19 protein-coding genes are annotated in these 18,645 nt (G+C 49.6%); 4 read left to right on the forward strand and 15 right to left on the reverse strand.

From position 1 onward, the window contains the following. Window positions 1-3: 3 nt before the first annotated feature. Genes rlmN through WKT05_RS04315 form a run of 10 tightly spaced genes read right to left on the reverse strand, consistent with a single transcriptional unit; the run spans window position 4 to window position 9,683 of the window. Complete coding sequence (rlmN, locus tag WKT05_RS04270) at window positions 4-1,029, reverse strand: 23S rRNA (adenine(2503)-C(2))-methyltransferase RlmN (RefSeq protein ID WP_340413036.1); 1,026 nt, start codon at window positions 1,027-1,029, stop codon at window positions 4-6. Further along, on the reverse strand, window positions 1,029-2,282 hold the full coding sequence (rsmB, locus tag WKT05_RS04275; protein WP_340413037.1) for a 16S rRNA (cytosine(967)-C(5))-methyltransferase RsmB: 1,254 nt from the start codon (window positions 2,280-2,282) through the stop codon (window positions 1,029-1,031). The genes rlmN and rsmB overlap by 1 nt, the downstream gene beginning before the upstream one ends. Next, entirely contained in the window at window positions 2,282-2,965 is a 684-nt protein-coding gene (locus WKT05_RS04280; protein ID WP_340413038.1) for a zinc metallopeptidase, read from the reverse strand. Before WKT05_RS04280 ends, rsmB begins: the two co-directional genes overlap by 1 nt. Beyond that, window positions 2,965-3,882, reverse strand: coding sequence for a methionyl-tRNA formyltransferase (gene fmt / locus WKT05_RS04285; RefSeq protein ID WP_340413039.1), 918 nt, complete (start codon window positions 3,880-3,882; stop codon window positions 2,965-2,967). The genes WKT05_RS04280 and fmt overlap by 1 nt, the downstream gene beginning before the upstream one ends. Further along, window positions 3,879-4,364, reverse strand: a complete 486-nt coding sequence (def, locus tag WKT05_RS04290; protein ID WP_340413040.1) for a peptide deformylase — start codon at window positions 4,362-4,364, stop codon at window positions 3,879-3,881. Before def ends, fmt begins: the two co-directional genes overlap by 4 nt. 23 nt (window positions 4,365-4,387) lie before the next feature. Further along, window positions 4,388-6,682 carry a replication restart helicase PriA gene (priA, locus tag WKT05_RS04295; RefSeq protein WP_340413041.1) on the reverse strand — a complete coding sequence of 765 codons (2,295 nt, stop codon included), beginning with the start codon at window positions 6,680-6,682 and terminating at the stop codon, window positions 4,388-4,390. 36 nt (window positions 6,683-6,718) lie between these two features. Then, a complete protein-coding gene (gene coaBC, locus WKT05_RS04300; RefSeq protein ID WP_340413042.1) occupies window positions 6,719-7,915 on the reverse strand; it encodes a bifunctional phosphopantothenoylcysteine decarboxylase/phosphopantothenate--cysteine ligase CoaBC in 1,197 nt (398 codons plus the stop codon). Beyond that, window positions 7,905-8,195: a DNA-directed RNA polymerase subunit omega gene (gene rpoZ, locus WKT05_RS04305; RefSeq protein WP_340413043.1), complete on the reverse strand. Its 291-nt coding sequence runs from the start codon at window positions 8,193-8,195 to the stop codon at window positions 7,905-7,907. The genes coaBC and rpoZ overlap by 11 nt, the downstream gene beginning before the upstream one ends. Continuing rightward, window positions 8,192-8,809, reverse strand: coding sequence for a guanylate kinase (gene gmk, locus WKT05_RS04310; protein WP_340413045.1), 618 nt, complete (start codon window positions 8,807-8,809; stop codon window positions 8,192-8,194). The genes rpoZ and gmk overlap by 4 nt, the downstream gene beginning before the upstream one ends. A gap of 19 nt (window positions 8,810-8,828) precedes the next feature. Next, window positions 8,829-9,683 carry a YicC/YloC family endoribonuclease gene (locus tag WKT05_RS04315; protein ID WP_340413046.1) on the reverse strand — a complete coding sequence of 285 codons (855 nt, stop codon included), beginning with the start codon at window positions 9,681-9,683 and terminating at the stop codon, window positions 8,829-8,831. A 60-nt stretch (window positions 9,684-9,743) separates the two neighbouring features. On the opposite strand from WKT05_RS04315, the gene WKT05_RS04320 reads away from it, so the two are divergent. Then, entirely contained in the window at window positions 9,744-11,495 is a 1,752-nt protein-coding gene (locus WKT05_RS04320; protein ID WP_340413047.1) for an Rqc2 family fibronectin-binding protein, read from the forward strand. A 40-nt stretch (window positions 11,496-11,535) separates the two neighbouring features. Here WKT05_RS04320 and WKT05_RS04325 read toward each other — a convergent pair whose 3' ends face one another. From WKT05_RS04325 to WKT05_RS04345, 5 genes are all read right to left on the reverse strand, one after another. Further along, window positions 11,536-11,862 (reverse strand): YerC/YecD family TrpR-related protein, encoded by a 327-nt coding sequence (locus WKT05_RS04325; RefSeq protein WP_215508782.1) that lies wholly within the window; start codon window positions 11,860-11,862, stop codon window positions 11,536-11,538. 9 nt (window positions 11,863-11,871) lie between these two features. Beyond that, complete coding sequence (locus WKT05_RS04330) at window positions 11,872-13,536, reverse strand: formate--tetrahydrofolate ligase (protein ID WP_340413056.1); 1,665 nt, start codon at window positions 13,534-13,536, stop codon at window positions 11,872-11,874. 1 nt (window position 13,537) lies between these two features. Next, a complete protein-coding gene (gene purE / locus WKT05_RS04335) occupies window positions 13,538-14,029 on the reverse strand; it encodes a 5-(carboxyamino)imidazole ribonucleotide mutase (protein ID WP_340413049.1) in 492 nt (163 codons plus the stop codon). An 85-nt stretch (window positions 14,030-14,114) separates the two neighbouring features. Beyond that, window positions 14,115-15,416 (reverse strand): sensor histidine kinase, encoded by a 1,302-nt coding sequence (locus WKT05_RS04340; protein ID WP_340413050.1) that lies wholly within the window; start codon window positions 15,414-15,416, stop codon window positions 14,115-14,117. 10 nt (window positions 15,417-15,426) lie between these two features. After that, entirely contained in the window at window positions 15,427-16,119 is a 693-nt protein-coding gene (locus tag WKT05_RS04345; RefSeq protein WP_340413051.1) for a response regulator transcription factor, read from the reverse strand. 130 nt (window positions 16,120-16,249) lie between these two features. Here WKT05_RS04345 and WKT05_RS04350 point away from each other — a divergent pair, with 130 nt between their 5' ends. The 3 genes from WKT05_RS04350 to WKT05_RS04360 are packed head-to-tail and all read left to right on the forward strand — an operon-like array spanning window position 16,250 to window position 18,638. Next, a complete protein-coding gene (locus tag WKT05_RS04350) occupies window positions 16,250-17,155 on the forward strand; it encodes an ABC transporter ATP-binding protein (protein ID WP_340413052.1) in 906 nt (301 codons plus the stop codon). Continuing rightward, window positions 17,152-17,907, forward strand: a complete 756-nt coding sequence (locus WKT05_RS04355) for a hypothetical protein (protein WP_340413053.1) — start codon at window positions 17,152-17,154, stop codon at window positions 17,905-17,907. Before WKT05_RS04350 ends, WKT05_RS04355 begins: the two co-directional genes overlap by 4 nt. 8 nt (window positions 17,908-17,915) lie before the next feature. After that, on the forward strand, window positions 17,916-18,638 hold the full coding sequence (locus WKT05_RS04360; protein ID WP_340413054.1) for an ABC transporter permease: 723 nt from the start codon (window positions 17,916-17,918) through the stop codon (window positions 18,636-18,638). Window positions 18,639-18,645 lie beyond the last annotated feature (7 nt).

The raw sequence follows: 18,645 nt of genomic DNA on the forward strand, positions 1-18,645 counted from the left end.
GTATCACCTTGTCTTTATGGCCTCAGAACCCGCTTTTAATTGTCCACAGCTGGCCTGAATATCACTGCCTAATTCTCTACGTATTGTACATGATACGCCGCTTTGAGACAACTCTCGATGAAACCTGAGAATGTGCTCCCTCGACGGTTTTTTCTCGGAAAAATGGGCCGTGTCGTTAAGTGGAATTAAGTTCACATGGCACAATAGGCCCTTTGTCAGTGCTTTCATTTCCCGAATGTTTCTCGGTTGATCGTTTTTCCCCTGAATCAATGTGTATTCCAAGGTGATCCGCTGCTTCGTCTCGTCGCAGTAATCCCTAAGGGCCGGGAAAAGTTCGCTTAAATGGTGACGGTTGGCGATAGGCATGAGCGCCTCTCTCGCCGATTGATCCGTTTCGTGAAGGCTTACGGCTAAATTAATGGGCAAGCCTTCTTTCGCCAATCGGCGAATGCCGTCGACGAGGCCGCAAGTAGATATGGTCATGGAGCGATAGCTCATGTTTTTTCCCTTAGGATCGTGGAGAAGCTTCAAAAACCTAAGCACATTGTCGTAGTTATCCAAGGGCTCCCCGCTTCCCATGAGGATGATGTTTCCCACAGAAACCTCTTCGTTTTCTTCCACGGCATAGATCTGAGAAAGCATCTCGTAGGGCGTGAGATCACGAATCCGACCCTTAAGTGTGGACACACAAAAGCTACATCCCATGCGGCAACCGACTTGTGTCGATACGCACAGGCTGTGGCCGTAATGGTATTTCATTAAGACCCCTTCGACGATCTCCCCGTCTTCCAATTCGTAAAGGTATTTCTTGGTCTCGTCCAGCTTCGATGCCAGCCGCTTTACGATTTTTGCGCCGCGAAGGGGGGCAGGAAGAGCCTGTTTCAGAGAATCGGGCACATTCGAAAGTTCCTCCAAGGCCTTACGCTGACCGTGAATTCCTTCGAAGAGTTGGGTTGCACGAAAACTTTTTTCACCGAAGGTGGTTACATAGGCTTTTAATTCCTCCGGCGTCATTTCCATCCAATGCATTAGGCATCCTTTCTTACGATACAGGCCATGGTAAACCCGTCGGTACCGTGGCGATGGGGCCAGTAGCGCATTCCTTTTTCCTTTAATCGGCACTCGGGATGATCCGTCAAAAACGAATGAAGAACGCCTTCATTTTCTTCCACGGTGACGCTGCAGGTGCTGTAGACTAATTCGCCGCCGTCATTTAACGCGCCGTAGGCATTTTCCAGCAGGCGTCTTTGCACCCGGGCCAGTTGCAACACATCTTCCCCTCCGACGCGGTATTTGATCTCGGGCTTTCTCCGGATCAGGCCAAGGCCCGTACAGGGAGCGTCCACCAAAATGCGGTCGTATTTTTTCTTCGGCAAGGGCATTTTGCCGTCCCGCACCGCCGTGGCGATGTTCTTATAGCCTAAGCGGCGGATGTTTTCTTCCATTCGCATCAACCGTTCCGGGGAGGAATCAAAGGCGTCCACATGGGAAAAAAACTCCGCCATTTGAAAGCTCTTGCCGCCGGGAGCGGCACATAGATCCATGGCTTCCGCGTCCTTATCCGGCGTAAATAAGCCGACCACCTCTTGAGACGCCGCATCCTGAACGTAGAATCTGCCTTCTTTATAAGCAGAGGTTTCAAAAAGCCCTCGCGGTTTTTTTACCACCGCCGCAGGAAAAGACTTCATCGCGTCACAGTGAAAGCCCGCTTCTTCAAGTTCTGCCATAAGGGAGGCAAGATCTACGGAGACGGGACGAAGTGTTAAAGGCGCCGGTTCGAAGGTAGATTTTAAAAAATCCTCCGTCTCGTCCTTTAAAAGTTGTTGAAAATAAACAACCCACTCCTTCGGAAAGCTGTAGGTGACGGATAAGCGAGTCACTTCATCTTCGCCGCGAATGTGGAAGGCATCCTCCTTTTGGCGGATCACCTGTCTCAAGACGCCGTTCACCAGTCCGGCTGCGCCCACATTTGAAATGACCTTTGCCATTTTGACGGTTTCACTTACCACGGCGTGATTCGGCACGCGATCCAAAAAGTGCATTTGGTAAAGGGCCATGCGCAGAAGCTGTCTTATGTTTTGATCGAGATTTTCAGGCTTTTTCACGAACCGATCGATGACATGGTCCAGAAAAAGTTTGTTTTGTACCGTGCCGTAAACAATGGTCTCCGCCAGGTTTCGATCCACATCTTTCAAGCCTTTGGGATCGAAGGCCTCTTGAATAAAGGCGCCGGCCTCCACTTTTTCCAAAGTGGTCAATGCGAGAAAACGAGGATTTCTCATTAGTCCCGTCTCCTTCCCAAGGACATGAAACGGAGCAAGGTGCCGATGGCCGTAAGGAGGCTCGCCACATAGGTGAGAGCCGCCGCGGAAAGAATGCGCTCTACCCCTACCATTTCCTCGCCGGATAAGACGCCGTCGGCTAAGATGGCCTTGGCACGGTGACTGGCGTCGTATTCCACAGGCAAGGTCAATAATTGAAACAAGACGGTAATGGCGAAAAGGGCGATGCCTAATTTGATCAACGGCTCAAAGGCAAAGAGGCCGATAAAGATCAAGAAAAAGGACAGATTGGATCCCAAGTTCGCCGCCGGCACGATGGCATTTCTGAATTTAAGAGGCGCATAGGCTTCGTGGTGCTGAATGGCGTGGCCGCATTCGTGGGCGGCAATGCCTAAGGCCGCAATGGATGTGGAGTCATAGACGGGATCCGAGAGGCGCAAGACTTTATGAGAGGGATCGTAATGATCGGTTAAACTTCCCCTCACGCGGTCCACGCGCACGTCGTAAATGCCGTGGCTCTTCAAAATCATTTCCGCCACGGAGCGGCCCGTAAGGCCTTCTTGATTGGACACGCGGCTGTATTTGTCGAAATTTGTCTTGATTTTCGATTGGGCGTAAAGGGCCAAGAGAAAGCCGGGAAGAATGTAAATGAGATAGTCTAAATTGTAGTACATGCCGTACATTAGATTTCTCCCTCCTCATCTAAGTGGGCGCCGGCCAAGTAGGAACCGATGGCCATGCGCTTTTTACCGGGCCGTTGGATTTCCTTTAAGAGGACGGTGCCGTCTTTGGTTCCGATCCAAAGCTTCTTTTTCGTGGCCTTGTACCTGCCCGTTGCCACTACCTCCTCGCTTACTTCACCGTCGTAAACCTTCAGGCGTTCGTCGCGGAAGAGGAAGTGGGCACCGGGCTCCGGCGAAAAGGCACGAATCTTTCTTACAAATTCCTCTGCCGTCAATTCTTCGGCGCTTAAGGCCAAAAGTTCGTCGTCGATTTTTGCCGCATAGGTGGCCGCATCGTGATCCTGTTCCGTAAACGTGACTTCGCCTTTTTCAAGATCGGACACAAATGCACGGATTAAATCCGCACCGAAACCCGCCAATTCGTCGTGAATGATTCCGAAATTTTTATCGCCGATGGGAGTTTTCTTCACATCATAGACAGCGCCGCTGTCAAGCCCGGCTTCCACTTTCATAAGGCTCACGCCCGTTTCTTCATCGCCGTTTAAAATGGCCCATTGCATGGGCGCCGCGCCCCGATATTTCGGGAGCAGAGAGCTGTGGACGTTGACGATGTACTTTTTCGGCAAAGCCAGAACATCTTCCGATAAAATCTGTCCGTAGGCCACCACGACAAACAGATCCGCATCCTGTGCCCTTAATTTTTCAAGGGCTTCTTCCGTTTTGCAACTATGGGGCTGAAAAACTTCGATGCCCAAAGCTTCGGCGCGGGTTTTTACCGGCGTAGGCAAAAGCTTTTTTCCACGCCCTTTTTTCTTGTCTTCTCGGGTGACGACCAAGGTCACGTCGCAAATGTCGTTTAAGGCATTGAGAGTGGGCACGGCAAAATCCGGTGTCCCGAAAAATACGGCCTTCATCATTCCTTTTCCTCGCCTTCTCGTGCAGGATCCACATTGTACATTTCATCGGCTAAATCCGTATAGAGGATGCCGTTTAAATGATCCATTTCGTGTTGGATAATTCGGGCGAGAAAATCTTCCGCCTCCAGGGTTTTCTCTTCCCCTTCAATGTCGGTGTAATTGATTTTGATCTTTTCATAACGTTTCACCCTGCCCATGCGCTCCGGCACGCTTAAACAGCCTTCCAGAGCTTCTGAAGAGCCTTCTTCCGACACCCGTTCGGGATTGATGAGCACCATCTTCGTTCCTTCGTAATCATCCAAAACGATGAGCTGTTTTAATTTGCCGATTTGCACGGCGGCCAGGCCCACGCCCTGAGCCTCGTACATGGTTTCGTACATATCGTCGACGAGGCGGCGTAAATCTTCGTCGATGGTTTCAACTTTTCGTGATTTTTTGCGTAATATGGGATCCCCGTCGATGCGAATTTGTAATTTAGCCATTCTTCACTTCCTTTTCTGTTAATCTATCCATCTATTTCTAAACTTATGGTAATCTCTTTTTCCCCTTGCGTACGGTAGTAATACATCAATACCCGTTTTAATGCCTTTAATAGAGGCCGAAACTCCTTTGGCCAGACTTTTGCCAAAATCGACACATGTCTTTTATTTTTAATCTTCGGCTGCTCCACGGGATTGGCCACAAGCATGTCGAATTGCTCGTGTTTGTTGATAGCCTCCAGGGTTTTTTTCCAGTTCATGGCCACCTGATCCACATCCCCCGTGCCGCGAATGTGGAGCTTCACCAAATGGACATAGGGCGGATACAAAAAGCGCTTGCGCTCTTCCATTTCCCGATGGAAAAAAGGCTCGTAGCTTCGCTCTTTAGCATATTGGATGCTGTAATTTTCGGGATTATAGGTTTGGATTACGGCGCGGCCCTTGTGCTTGCCTCGTCCGGCTCTGCCCGCCACTTGAGTGAGGAGCTGATAGGTTTTTTCCTGGGCCTTGTAATCGGAGACGAAGAGGGATAAATCCGCCGCCACCACGCCGACAAAGACCACATTCTCAAAATCAAAGCCCTTGGCGAGCATTTGCGTTCCCACGAGAATGTCCACCTTTTTTTCGTTCATGGCTGCGTAGACTTTTTCATAATTTCCCTTTTGTGCCATGGTATCTTTGTCCATGCGATAAACTCGAGCCTCGGGGAATTTGTTTTTTATCCAGGACTCTACCTGTTCCGTGCCGATGCCGAACTGTTTTAAATACTCGCTGCCGCAGACGGGACAGGTTTTCGGCATGGGCTTGGTTCTGCCGCAGTAGTGGCAGTGGAGGCGGTGGGTTCTTCTGTGGTAGACCATGGAAATATCGCAGGCATCGCATTCGATGACGTGGCCGCAGCTTCTGCAGCTTACGAATTGACTGTAGCCCCGGCGGTTAATGAAGAGAATGGCCTGCTTTTTTGCTTTTAATGCTTCTTCAAGGCCTTCCACCATGCGCTCGGATAGGATTTCAATATTGCCCTTAAAGAGCTCTTCCCGCATGTCCACGATCTCCACAGGCGATGCTTCCGTCTTTCTCGGATCCCCCACCAGTCGGTGAAGCTCCACATCTTCTCCGCAGCGAGCGTAGGTAATCACCGAAGGGGTCGCCGAGCCGTAGATGACCTTGCCTCCTTCAAAGCGCACCCGCATTTCTGCCACGTCCCGCACATTGTAGCGCAGGCCCTCACGGTAATCGTAGCTTTCTTCCTGTTCCTCGTCGATAAAAATATAGCCCAGCTCAGGCACGGGAGAAAATACCGCCGAACGCGCGCCGACGACGATGCGCCCGGGCTCTTCTTTCAGCCGAATCCACGCCGCGGCCTTCTCCCCTTCCGAGCGACGGGAGTGGAGGATGTCCACCTTCCCGGGAAAGCGCGCCGACAGGCGATGGACCATTTGCGTGGCCAGGCCGATTTCCGGAACGATGATCAATGACGACTTTCCCTCGTCCATGGCGTGCTGTGCCAATTGCATATAAACTTCCGTCTTGCCGCTTCCCGTCTTGCCGTAAAGAAGATGAACGGGCCGCTTCGATGAAGCGATTGTCTCAATGGATGCGATCTGATCTTCCCGCAATGGCGGCGCCTCGTCGGGAGGAATGTCCTTAGGGTCCACCGGGGCGATGGCGCCGTATTTTATTAAGTTGTCCACGGGACTTGATGAGAGGCCGGTTCGTTTTAAAATCTCGCCCTTTGAAAGCGGGCGGTTTTTCAGCAAATCGAAAACCACGGCCTGCTTCTCGGTCATGGGGCCGTCGTAATCTTCACAGGCCACGTATTTTTCAACAACTCTTTTTTTCACGGGCTGTGTGCCGCGAAAACGAATGGCGACTTTTCTCGCCTCAATTAGTCGGTCTAATGATTCCGCCGGAATTTTTTCCGTCAATAGGGCTTCTTCTCCCTGAAAAACAGTCGCCGTTTCCTCGTCATCCGTCAATTTGACCGCCACTTCTTCCACGCCGCCTAAGACGTATTTCGGAAGAAGAGGCTGAAAGGCCTGCACATAGGATGTGACGAAGATCTCCCGCATTTTCATGCCCAGGGCAATGACGGATGGTGTTAATATGGGCCGCCTGTCCAGCACTTGAATGACGGATTTCAGCTCCTTGCCTTCGTCCTTGCCCATTCTTAAAACCACCGCCGTCTCCGGCTTATTCCCGCGACCGAAGGGAACGATGACGCGCTTGCCGACAATGGATGCATCCTCGCCCTCGTAAGCATAGGAATAAAGTTGATCGATTTGCGGCAAGGCTTTGTCTACATACACATCTACAATCATAATGGCTCCCTATAATACAAAAAAAGCTAGAATGTTCTAGCTTTTCAGGTCTTTCTCTACCCGGTCCAATATGGCGGCGGCCAAATCACTTTTATCCATCATGGGCAACTCTTCGTCGCTGCCGTCGGCGGAAAAAATATGCACGTGGTTCGTGTCGCTGCCAAAACCGGCCTTGGCCTCGGTAATATTATTGGCCACGATAAAATTAAAGTTCTTCTCTTCCAATTTCTTTTTCGCGTAAGTCGACATATTGTGGCTTTCAGCCGCAAAGCCTACGATGACCCGATCCCCCTTTATGGCGCCGAAGTGTTTGGCGATGTCGGGGTTCGGCGAAAAATCCACGGCCATAAGGCCGCCTTCTCGCTTCTTGATCTTTTCCGCGGCGTAGGTTTTTGGCTTGTAATCGCTGGGCGCCGCCGATTTAATCAACACGTCGGTGGCGTCAAACTTCGCTTCCACGGCTTTAAACATATCGTCGGTGGATTCCACGGGAATAAAGTCCACGCCCTTGGGCACTTTTAATTGGCTCGGACCCGAAATCAAATGCACCGTCGCGCCTCGTGCCGCCGCCTCCGTGGCGATGGCATAGCCCATTTTCCCCGTACTGTGATTGCTAATAAAGCGTACCGGATCCATCCGTTCCTTGGTGGGACCGGCGGTGACGGTAATATCGACGCCCAGTAAGGATTTCTCTGTGAGGGCCATAAGGATGTAATCCACAATGTCTTCCGGCTCCGCCATTTTTCCCTCGCCTACATCTTGGCAGGCCAAGAGCCCTTCCGCCGTGGGAAGAATCTCATATTGTTTGCGGCTTTTCAAAACCTTCAGCGCTTCTTGTGTGGCCTCGGCGCGGAGCATTTGCGTGTTCATGGCCGGTGCGATTAGAATGGGCGCTTTCGTGGCCAATGCCACGGTGGTAAGCATGTTGTCGGCCAAACCGTAGGCCAATTTGGCGATGGTATTGGCCGTGGCAGGTGCAATGACCATGACATCGGCCCACTTGGCCAGGGCAATGTGTTCCACATCCATATTGTTCAATTGATCGAACATGTCGACGTGAACGACCTGATTGCTCATGGTTTGAAATGTTAGCGGCGTGACAAATTTTGTGGCACCTTCTGTCATCACCACTTTCACTTCCATGCCGAGTTTTTTTAATCGGCTCACGATGGCCGGCGCCTTGTACGCGGCAATGCCGCCGGTGACGCCGAGAAGAACGTGCTTATTCTTCATCCGCCGTTTCCTCCCCTTCGGCCATGGCGAGCTCTCTGCGAAGGGCTTCTTCGCGGCGCTCTTTTTCCGCCATGATTTCGTCGAAACGTTCCTTGCTGGTGAATTTTACGGCGCCTTGATTAATTTCTTCCAGAGAAATGGACACGGGGTTTTCCAAATCCGTATCGATTAGGGTTTCTTCACCGTCCACCAGTTCCCTGGCTCGATTGGAAACCAAGGTTGCCAGTGCGTAGCGGCTATTGGTAATTTTTGAGATTTCGCCAAAAGATAAAATGTTCATCGTATCGCCTTTCTATCCACAATGCCCTTTTTAATGTTCTTGTATCGCTTCACCCGAAGCTTTTCCGCAGCAATAATATTTTCGATGTCCTTTACCGCTTGTTCCACCTTGTCGTTGACGACGAAATAGTCGTATTTCCCGACGAAATCAAGCTCCTTAAAGGCATTGGCAAAGCGGGTTTCAATGTCTTTTTCGCTTTCGGTGCCGCGGTTGACGATGCGTTGCTTCAGTTCTTCCATGGTTGGCGGCAGGAGGAAAATAAACACGGCCTCTTTGTATTTATCCTTGATTTGCAAAGCGCCCTGTACGTCAATTTCCAAAAGGACGATTTCGCCCTTTTCAATTTCCTGAAATACAAATTCCTTCGGCGTGCCGTAGTAATTCGTATGCACGTGGGCGTACTCCAAGAGCTCGTCGTTTTCTACCATTTTCTTAAATTCTTCTTCCGTCTTGAAGAAGTAATTTTCTCCGTCCACTTCCATTGATCTCGGCTTTCTCGTCGTCACCGATGTGGAAAATTTCACTTCGTGATTCTTCGCCATTAAAGCTTCGCTGACCGTACCTTTTCCGCTACCCGAAGGACCGGACAATACCAATAAAAATCCTTTTGACACCTGACACCCGCCTTGTCTTTTACTCTATGTTTGCAATTTGTTCTCTTAAATGATCAATGAGGGTTTTCACTTCAACGACGTCGTGTAAAATCCCCAAATGTCTGGATTTGCTCGCGATCGTATTGGCTTCTCTGAACATTTCCTGCAGAAGAAAATCCAATCTGCGACCGACAGAACCTTTATCGTTCATTATAACATTAAATTGGTCGATATGAGATATCAAACGGGCAATTTCTTCTTCGATAGACATTTTTTCAAAGAGCAGGGCCAGCTCCGTGGAGAAACGGGGCAGATCCAATTGGTATTCGCCCATGATTTCTTCCACCCGTTTGCGAAATCCGTCTTTTTCTTCTGCCTTTTCCGCTTCAGCCGCCGATTGAATTTTTTCCACATAGCTGCCCAAAGTTGCCAAATAGCCTTCTAGTGCTTGCTTTAAATTCGCCCCTTCTTTTTTGCGCATAAGTAAGAGATCCCTAAGGGCAGCGTCGAAGGCCTCCGTGAGTAAAGCCTCGTCTAAATCAAAAGCTTCATCGCCTCCCTGTTTAATGACGCCGGGCCGCTCCAAAAGCCACGCCACTTCCCCGGGCCGTGACGCCCCCTTTTCTCTCAGGAGCGTTTCATAAAAAGCGTAGGCCTCGGGATCGAAACTTAAATCCGTATTCGATTCCCTTTCCGTGCGCACAAACACATCGAAGTGGCCACGCTTCGCCTCTTTAGCAATGGCAGATTTCACCAGTTGTTCCAGAGCGGGCGCTTCCGCCAGTCCTTTAATCCGAATATCCAAATTTTTGTGATTTACCGATTTCACCGTCACGTTCAGCTTTACGCCGTCCTTAACGATTTCGCTTGAGCCGAAGCCCGTCATACTGTTCATAGACGCCTCCTCTATGGTATTATACATGATACGACCCGAGGACAGAAAGGGAGGTATTCATTGAGTTACGACGGAACGATGACAAAGGCGGTGGCCGAGGAATTAAATAGCCGTTTTACCGGAGGCAAAATCGACAAGATCTACCAGCCGCAAGACGACACCTTGGTCTTAAATCTCAGGAGCAAGACGGACAGAGGCAGTCTCCTTCTCTCCGCTTCTGCCAATAATCCCTGCGCCTATTTGACGGAAAAAAAATTTAAAAATCCGCAAACGCCGCCGGCTTTTTGTATGCTGCTCAGAAAGCATTTGGAATCGACCACCATTACGGCCATCGAGCAAGTGGAAATGGACCGCATCATTAAGATCAAGGTCGACGGTTTTAACGAGCTTTTCGACCGAGTGGAAAAGACGCTCGTCATCGAAATGATGGGCCGCTACTCCAATATTATTCTTCTCGACGAAAACAATGTAATTCTCGATGCATTAAAACGCATCAATCGCTCCATGAGCCGGGTGCGGGAGGTGCTCCCCGGGGGAAGCTATACGCTGGAAGGCATTGTGGACAGGGCCAATCCCCTGAAGGAAACGAAAGAAACCTTTATGGCGCGGCTAAACGAAAATGAAAACACCTCGGTAAAGAACTTTTTCATTCGTGGCTACTTAGGTGTCTCGCCCCTTATCGCGAGAGAAATCGCCTATCGCGCCGGGGGAAGCGACAAGGATCTGGTGAAGCTTTTTTCCGCCGATGATTTATACGACGGCTTTCACTCCCTTTTTTCCGAAATCAGCGCGTCTCAATTTAAGCCCCAAAGCGTGTCGGAGGCAGGCCACATTATCGCCTTTTCCGCCGTTAATTTAACCCACTACCCGGAAGGGAGCAAGATTTTCTACGACGGCCCTTCGGCCCTTTTGGATCACACCTTCTCCGCCCGCGTCTTGGAAGACAGGGTGCGTCAAAAGAGCCAAAATCTAAACAAACAAATCAAAAACCATTTGGAGCGGGCCCTTCACAAGCAAGAGAAAATGGAATTTGAGCTGAGGGATGCCAAAGATCGCCAAAAATACAAGGTCTACGGCGATTTAGTCTCATCTAATGCGTGGAAAATTGAGCGCGGCGCCGTGGAAGTCACTTTAGAAAATTTTTACGACGACATGAATCCCCTCACCATCCCTTTAGACGAGACGAAGGACGGCATTCAAAACGCAGCACATTATTATAAAAAGTACACGAAATTAAAACACGCGGAGAAACTTCTCGCCGATCGCATCGACAAAAACCGAAACACCATTCGCTATTTGGATGCCATGCTCTATAATCTGGACGATGCCGAATCCATTGACGAAGTAGACGCCATACAGGAAGAGTTTCGGGAAGATTTCCTCAAGAAAAAATACAAGGGCCACGGCGAAAACAAAAAGAAGAAAAAGAAAGTGCCGACATACCTCACTTTCACATCGTCCGACGGTTTTCCCATGTACGTCGGCAGAAACAATCGCCAAAATCAGGAGCTCACGCTGAAATTTGCGAGAAAAGACGATATCTGGTTCCACGTGAAAAACGGACCGGGCAGCCACGTTATCGTAAAAACCGACGGCGAAGAAGCCGGCGAGGCCACCCTTTATGAAGGCGCCATGCTCGCCGCCTATTACAGTCGCGCCCGCCAGTCCGGTCACGTGGAGGTAGATTACACGAAGCGCCAATTCATTCGTCGCCATCCTTCCAATCAACCGGGCCTCGTCATCTACACAGACTTTTCCACCATGACGGTGACGCCGGAAAAAGAAATCGTCGAGCAATTAAAAAACAAATAAGTCTTTCATAAGAAAATCGGACCCCGCAGGATCCGATTTTTTATTTTGTCTTTTTATCCTCTTTTTTCTCGTCAAGAAAACCCAACCGCTTCAAAACCAAATGGTACCCGTCGGCACCGTAATTCAGCGCCCGATTGATTCGGCTAATCGTCGCCGTGGAGGCGCCGGTTTCTTGTTCGATGGCGTGGTACGTTTGGTCGGAAACCAAAAGTTTCACCACTTCCAGACGTTGAGAGATAGCTTTTAATTCTTTAATGGTGCATATATCTTCGAAAAAACGATAGCACTCTTCTCTGTTTTCCAGGGACAATATGGCGTCAAATAAGGCGTCCATGCTTTCACTTTGAATTTTTGAAGAATAGTTCATAATCACCTCTTATGAAAGGCCGGTAATCACGCCGTGGGCGTCGATATCCATGCCGTTGGCGGCGGGAACTTTCGGTAGTCCCGGCATGGTCATGACCGCGCCGGTAAGGGCCACGATAAAGCCCGCGCCGTTGGACAGGCGAATGTCACGGATGTGAATGGTGAATCCTTCAGGCGCCCCCAGCTTCGTGAGATCGTCGGTAAAGGACATTTGAGTCTTTGCCATGCACACGGGCAGATCATCTCGACCCAGCTTTTTAATGCGTGCGATCATGGCCAGGGCCTCGTCGGAATAGACGACATCTTTCGCGCCGTAAATTTTCTTCGAAATAATTTCGATTTTTTCTTCCACAGGCAGGTTTCTGTCGTAAAGGGGCGCGTAGTTATTGGGCGCTTCGCAGAGGGCCACGACCTTTTCGGCCAGCGCCATACCGCCTTCTGATCCCTTGCTGAACACGTCGGATAAGGCCACGTCGACGCCCAAGCCGGCGGCTAATTCGTCGATGGTTTTAAGCTCGGCTTCCGTATCCGTGGGGAATTTATTAATGGCGATAACCACGGGCACGCCGTAGCGCTTCATGTTTTCTACGTGGCGCTTTAAATTGACAAAACCCGACTTCAAGGCCTCTACATTTTCTGCACCTAAATCCTTCACGGCCACACCGCCGTTGTATTTCAACGCGCGCACCGTGGCGACGACCACGATGCAATCGGGCGTAAAGCCTGCTTCAGGCGCTGCAATGTCTAAAAACTTTTCCGCACCGAGATCGGCACCGAAGCCCGCTTCCGTAATGGTGTAATCCGCAAGATGCAGGGCCGTTTCCGTGGCGATAATGGAATTGCAACCGTGGGCGATATTGGCGAAGGGCCCGCCGTGAATAATCGCCGGCGTATTTTCAATGGTTTGTACCAAATTCGGCAGAATCGCATCTTTCATGAGCATGGTGACGGCGCCGGCTACCTCAAGATCCTTGACGTAGATCGGCGCATCATCGTAGCTGTAGCCGATAATGATTCGGCCGACGCGCGCTTTAAAGTCTTCCAAGTCCCGGGCGAGGCACAGAATCGCCATGATTTCCGATGCTACGGTAATATCGAAGCCGTCTTGACGCATCACACCGTTTTTCTTCGGCCCCATGCCGACGATCACTTCCCGAAGGGCGCGGTCGTTCATATCTAAAACACGTTTGAATGAGATTTTTTTCGGGTCGATGCCCAACGCGTTTCCTTGGTGGATGTGATTGTCAATGGCCGCGGCGATTAAATTGTTGGCGCTGGTAATGGCGTGAAAATCGCCGGTAAAGTGGAGGTTAATGTCGTCCATGGGCAGGACTTGTGCGTAGCCGCCGCCGGCCGCGCCGCCTTTAATCCCGAAGACCGGCCCCAGGCTCGGCTCCCGCAAGGTGCTGATGGTGGATTTGCCCATCTTTTCCATGGCCATGGCGAGACCGATATTGGTGGTGGTTTTCCCTTCCCCCGCCGGCGTCGGGTTGATGGCCGTAACGAGTACGAGCTTTCCTCGCGGCCCATCGTGGTCCTCAAAAGCACGGCCTTCGATCTTTGCCATGTAGCGGCCGTAGTGCTTTAGTTTTTCATTGGGAATGTGCAAACCTTCGGCAATGGTTTGGATTTCCTCCAAATGGGCTTCCCGTGCAATCTCTACATCACTTTTCATTTTAACCACGAAGATCAGCCTCCAATTTTTTATTCATCTCAACCACTTCGTCTTGTAATTGTTTTTTGTAAGCGAGGAGCCGTTCCTTAATGGCAGCATCGCCGACGGACAGAATTTGTGCCGCTAAAATGCCGGCATTTTTTCCGCCGTTAATGGCGACGGTGGCCACAGGGACGCCGGAAGGCATTTGTACCGTAGAAAGAAGAGAATCCATGCCTCCGCCGACGGATGTTTTCCCCGGCACACCGATAACCGGCCGCGTCGTGTGGGCGGCAATGACACCACCTAAGTGAGCGGCTTTTCCCGCGATGGAAATAAACACTTCCGCGCCGGCTTCTTCTTGCTTTTTCACGTGATCCACCACTTCGTTGGGCGTTCTATGCGCACTGTAAACCACGACATCGTAGGGGATTTCCAACATTTTTAAAGCGCCAATGACGTCAAAGGCGATTTCTTTATCGCTATAGCTACCCATAATTATAGAAACTTTCATTTGTCCGTACCTCCTTAAATCCTTTACCATGTTATCAAGAGTAAGTATACCTGTCAATATAAGGAGATATTGTATTTATCTGCATTCAATGCCTTCGCGGCAAGATGAATGCTACGTTGAATCCCCCATTTATATTGCACGCTTTCATTTTTCCGCCGTGCAATCGGCAAATTTGCTTCGATATCAAAAGCCCCATGCCGTGAACGTAAACAGAATCCGAATCCGACCGTTCCAGGCGATCCAGCACCTCTTTTTTCACGCCGCCGCCATTGTCCCACAACGTAATGTGAATGCTCTCTTCCGTTTCCCTGCAGGCCACGTGAATATCTCCCGGCTGATACTTGATGCTGTTGCTGATGACATTATCGATCATGCGGCTAAACAAATGGCTGTCCATATTGATCTTTGCATCTTCACTTAATTGATTGTCGAATAAAATGCGTCGATCCTCGTGTTCGTTCATTTGCGCCACGATGATTTTTCTGAGCAAGGGCGCCGGATTTTGCAAAATAAATCGATCGTCGCTAAGGGTTTGCAGGCGAGAGGTATCGTTGAGGTCCTGAATGGTTTTGCTGATGCGCATAATTTCGTCTTCCAGGGCTTTCACAGCTTCTTTGTTTTCGTCGGTCTTTAGATCGTTGAGCCCCCAGCTAAGTTTCGACAGGGGCGTGCGCACGTCGTGGCTGATGCCGCGAATCCATTGGCTCTGGCTTTTATTCAGCTGCACGTAGCGGGCATTGGCGTCGTTAATCGCGTGGGAGACTTCTTTTAAGGGGCCCGTTTCATCCAAGGGCGTGTAATGGGCACTGTAAATTTCCTCCAATGCCTCTTGAAGGGGGAACATTTTTTTAAATAGATTGTTCCGCTCCTTTCTGTACATAAAAAAGAGGAAAAACAGATAGCCTAATAAAAAAATCAGTGCCAAATCCACGTTTAAAAGCCATTGCTCTGCGCTGTAATAGTTGAAAGGCAGCTTATCCAATGTTCCCTTGGGATACCCGATAACCAAAAGAACGTCGCCGACGATGTACGTCATGACGGGATAATCTTTTAAATAATAACGGGTAAAGCGAGCCACATCGGTCAGTTTGTACGTTTCCGGAATTTCAGAAGGCTTTCTACAGGACTCAATAACCTCGCCGTTTTCTCCAACGCGAATGGCCCAGAGGTTATTTTCTTTTAGAAAACTTCGATTTACCGTCGTAAAAAGTACCCCGTCTTCTTTATTTTCCATGATGGAATCATAGACAGTATCGGGCTGAACATACTGTTTGCTTACATTGTAATTTATGTAAAGAATAAGGAAAATCAGAAAAATAAAGGACAGGGAAAACGCAACTGTGAACAAAACGAAGCGGCGTAATTTTTTTAAAATAAACTGAAACATTGTTGAGCCCCTATTGCTTTCCCATGAGTTTATAGCCCAAGCCCTTTACCGTCACCAGGCGGGTGGGATTGGAAGGATCGTCTTCCAATTTTTCCCGCAGGCGGTAGATATGGGTGATGAGCGTGTTTTCATAGCCGAAAGATTCTTCCCACACGGCGTCAATGATTTGATCAATGGAGACGATGCGGTTTAAGTGATTAGCGAGAAGGGCCAGGATTTTATACTGCTTCGCCGTGAGTTTCTCTTCCCCGCCTTCTTTGATAATCGTGCCCTTCGCCGGATCGAAGAGGGCGCCGTTTAAATCAATCGGGCCTTTTTTCTCTTCGCGGAAGCTTCTGCGGAGCACAGCTTCCACCCGCCACAGAAGGTCTTCCGCGAGAAAGGGCTTTACGATGTAATCGTCCGCTTCCGATTCAAAGCCTTCCCGCCTGTCGTCTATGCCGTCTAAGGCCGAAAGAATAATCACCGGCAAATGGGATCCTCGGCGCAGGGATTTTAAAAGATCCATGCCGCTTCCATCCGGCAGCATAATGTCTAAAATCATGAGATCCACGTGGTGATGGGCCAGCTGAAAGCGCGCCTGGGCCAGATTCGACGCCGTCTTTACGGAGGGATAGCCCGCCTCGCGCAGGTAGGCTTCCAAATGATCCAGCAGTGATTTTTCATCGTCTACGATTAAAATAACCGGTTCTTTTTTATTCATCTTCTACCGCCCCTTTCGCCTCTATTTTATCATAGCGAAGGGCGCCTTCTTCTTTTGTGATCTAAAAGTGATCCACTGTCCATGGTTTCGTAAGCTTCGCTTTTTACAATGGGATCAAAAGGAGGCTTTTATGAGCAAACTATTAACCATTGACAATCTAAGCAAAAGTTATCGCGGCAAAAAAGTATTGGACATCGATCACTTCGATTTGCCGTCCGGCGCCATTTACGGCTTGATCGGCCCCAACGGCGCCGGAAAATCCACGTTAATGAAGTCTATTTTGGGTCTCATCGAAAGAGATAGCGGCGACATGATGCTTTTCGGCGAAAAGGTCGTGCCGAAAAATCAAAAGACGCTGAATCGCAAACTTGGCGCACTCATCGAGCGTCCCGCCTATTACGATCATCTTACGGGACATGAGAATCTTTCCATTCTCTGCACCTTAAAGAGCATCGACAAAAAGCATATTCTCCCGGCTTTGGAAGAGGTGGGCCTCGCAGCAAAGGCGAACGAAAAGGTGCGAACCTATTCCCTGGGCATGAAGCAGCGACTGGGCATCGCCATGGCCATTATCGGCGAGCCCAAGCTTTTAATCTTAGATGAGCCCATTAACGGCCTGGATCCCGTAGGCACTCTGGATATGCGCCACCTCTTTCAGCGATTGGTGGTGGAGAAAAATACGACGATTTTAATTTCATCCCACATTCTCGACGAAGTGGAAAAAATCGCCACCCATATCGCCATGCTTCAAAAAGGCCATTTGATCTACGACGGCACCTTGGAAAATTATCGTCGCCTTCACCCGCCGATTCTTTCTATTCGCACATCAGACAATGAAAAGGCGACGGAGGTCCTTTCTTCTCTAGGATGCAAAATTCGAGGCGACCGACTGATCTTGAATCACCCCTCCGATAGCGATGTGGCGAAGGCAGTGCGCGCCCTAAGCCCTCATGTAGACATTTACCGCATCGAAGAAGAGCGGGAAAGTTTGGAAGCCTTATTCATTCAGGACACAGAGAGGGGAGAGAGACTATGATTCAAACAGAATCGAGAAAATACAAAGGCTTAGGCCTCTATCCCCTTCTGTTTCTCATGCTATGCGTTCACGTTCCTGTCTTGGGTGTCATTGGCTTTACAAAATCTTTTACAGAGGAAGCCTATCCCCTCTTCTCCCTTTTGGACGCCTACTTTCTGTTTCAATTGATCTTCAACCCGGTGCTTCTTTCTTCACTAGTGAAAAAAGTGGTGGAAATCGAAGAGAAAAACAATATGTTTCAGCTCCAGGAAATGCTGGGCGTGGAGCCGTCGACCCTTCTCTTGAGAAAATGGTCGTGGCTCAGTTTGCGCCTCTTCATTCTGCAGTTGATCGAGTGGGCATTGATTCTTCATATGGCCGCCCGTTCCGATCATTTCCATTTGTCCCAAGTGGCGAGCGCCCACGTGGCCGTGGCATTTTGCAGCCAGTGGCTTATTACCTCGACCTTTGTCGCCCTCTTTCTTCTATTGGATACGCGGGCCAAAAGCCCTTACTTTACCCTGTTCTTGTCCATGGGCGGAGCTCTTTTTGGTATTCTCTCCATGCTGACTTCAAGGGCGCTCACTTTCATCAATCCCTTTGCGTGGTACAGCTCCCTTTTGAGCATTTCCTTCGTCAAGGGAAGCGAAGGATTTGACCGCGTGATTAATCCCGTTCCTTGGCCATCCTTGGCCGCATCCCTCACGGGTTTATTAATCTGCCTATTCATTATTAAAAAACACACGCGCATCCGCCGCGACAAAACCATTTAGGAGGAATTATGTTTTCTGTTTTTTCAATTGAGGTCAAGAAAATTAAATGGCTTCCCCTTCTCTTGACCATACTCGTCGTGCCATTGTTGGCGACGTGTTTCGGCACCTTTAACTACATGGGCAATCGCGCCATGCTCACCCATGAATGGGAGAGCTTATTTACCCAGGTAGCCCTATTCTACTTCTCTTTTTTCTATGTGCCCCTCATCGCCATCATCGTCGCCCTGTTGTGGCAAGTGGAGCATAAAGCGGGATTAAATTTTATCCGTCTCAGCAGTGCAAAACACAGCCGGTTTATTTTTGCGAAATGTTTCCTGGCGCTGGCGCTTATCCTCATCGCCCAAATCTTCTTCTTTTCCTGCTTTTTCCTGGCCGGCCGCTTCGTCTGCGGCTTCGGCGGCCTTAATTTTTCTCTTTATTTCTACTACTTCTTCGCGAGCATTCTTTTGGCCATACCCGCCGTCTTTGTTTTTTCCGCTTTAAGCATTTCTATGAAATCCCTTGGCGGCGTCACCTTGCTTTCTGTTGCCCTGACCATGGTCGGGTTTTTAACCTGTGCCCAACAGATCATACCCATGATCGAAAATATCTTTGCTCTAAACACATTGGCCTATGAAATGAATCACTTCGCCCGGTTTACCATACAAGATTCCCTCGTCGTCTTTCTATTTGCCGCCGCCGAGAGTATTTTCGGCTACGGTTTCGCCCAACACCGCTTAAAATACGAGTAAACAAAAA

Origin of the sequence: Peptoniphilus sp. HCN-40583 (genome assembly GCF_037892835.1) — a bacterium.
Taxonomy (GTDB): Bacteria; Bacillota; Clostridia; order Tissierellales; family Peptoniphilaceae; genus Aedoeadaptatus; species Aedoeadaptatus rachelemmaiella.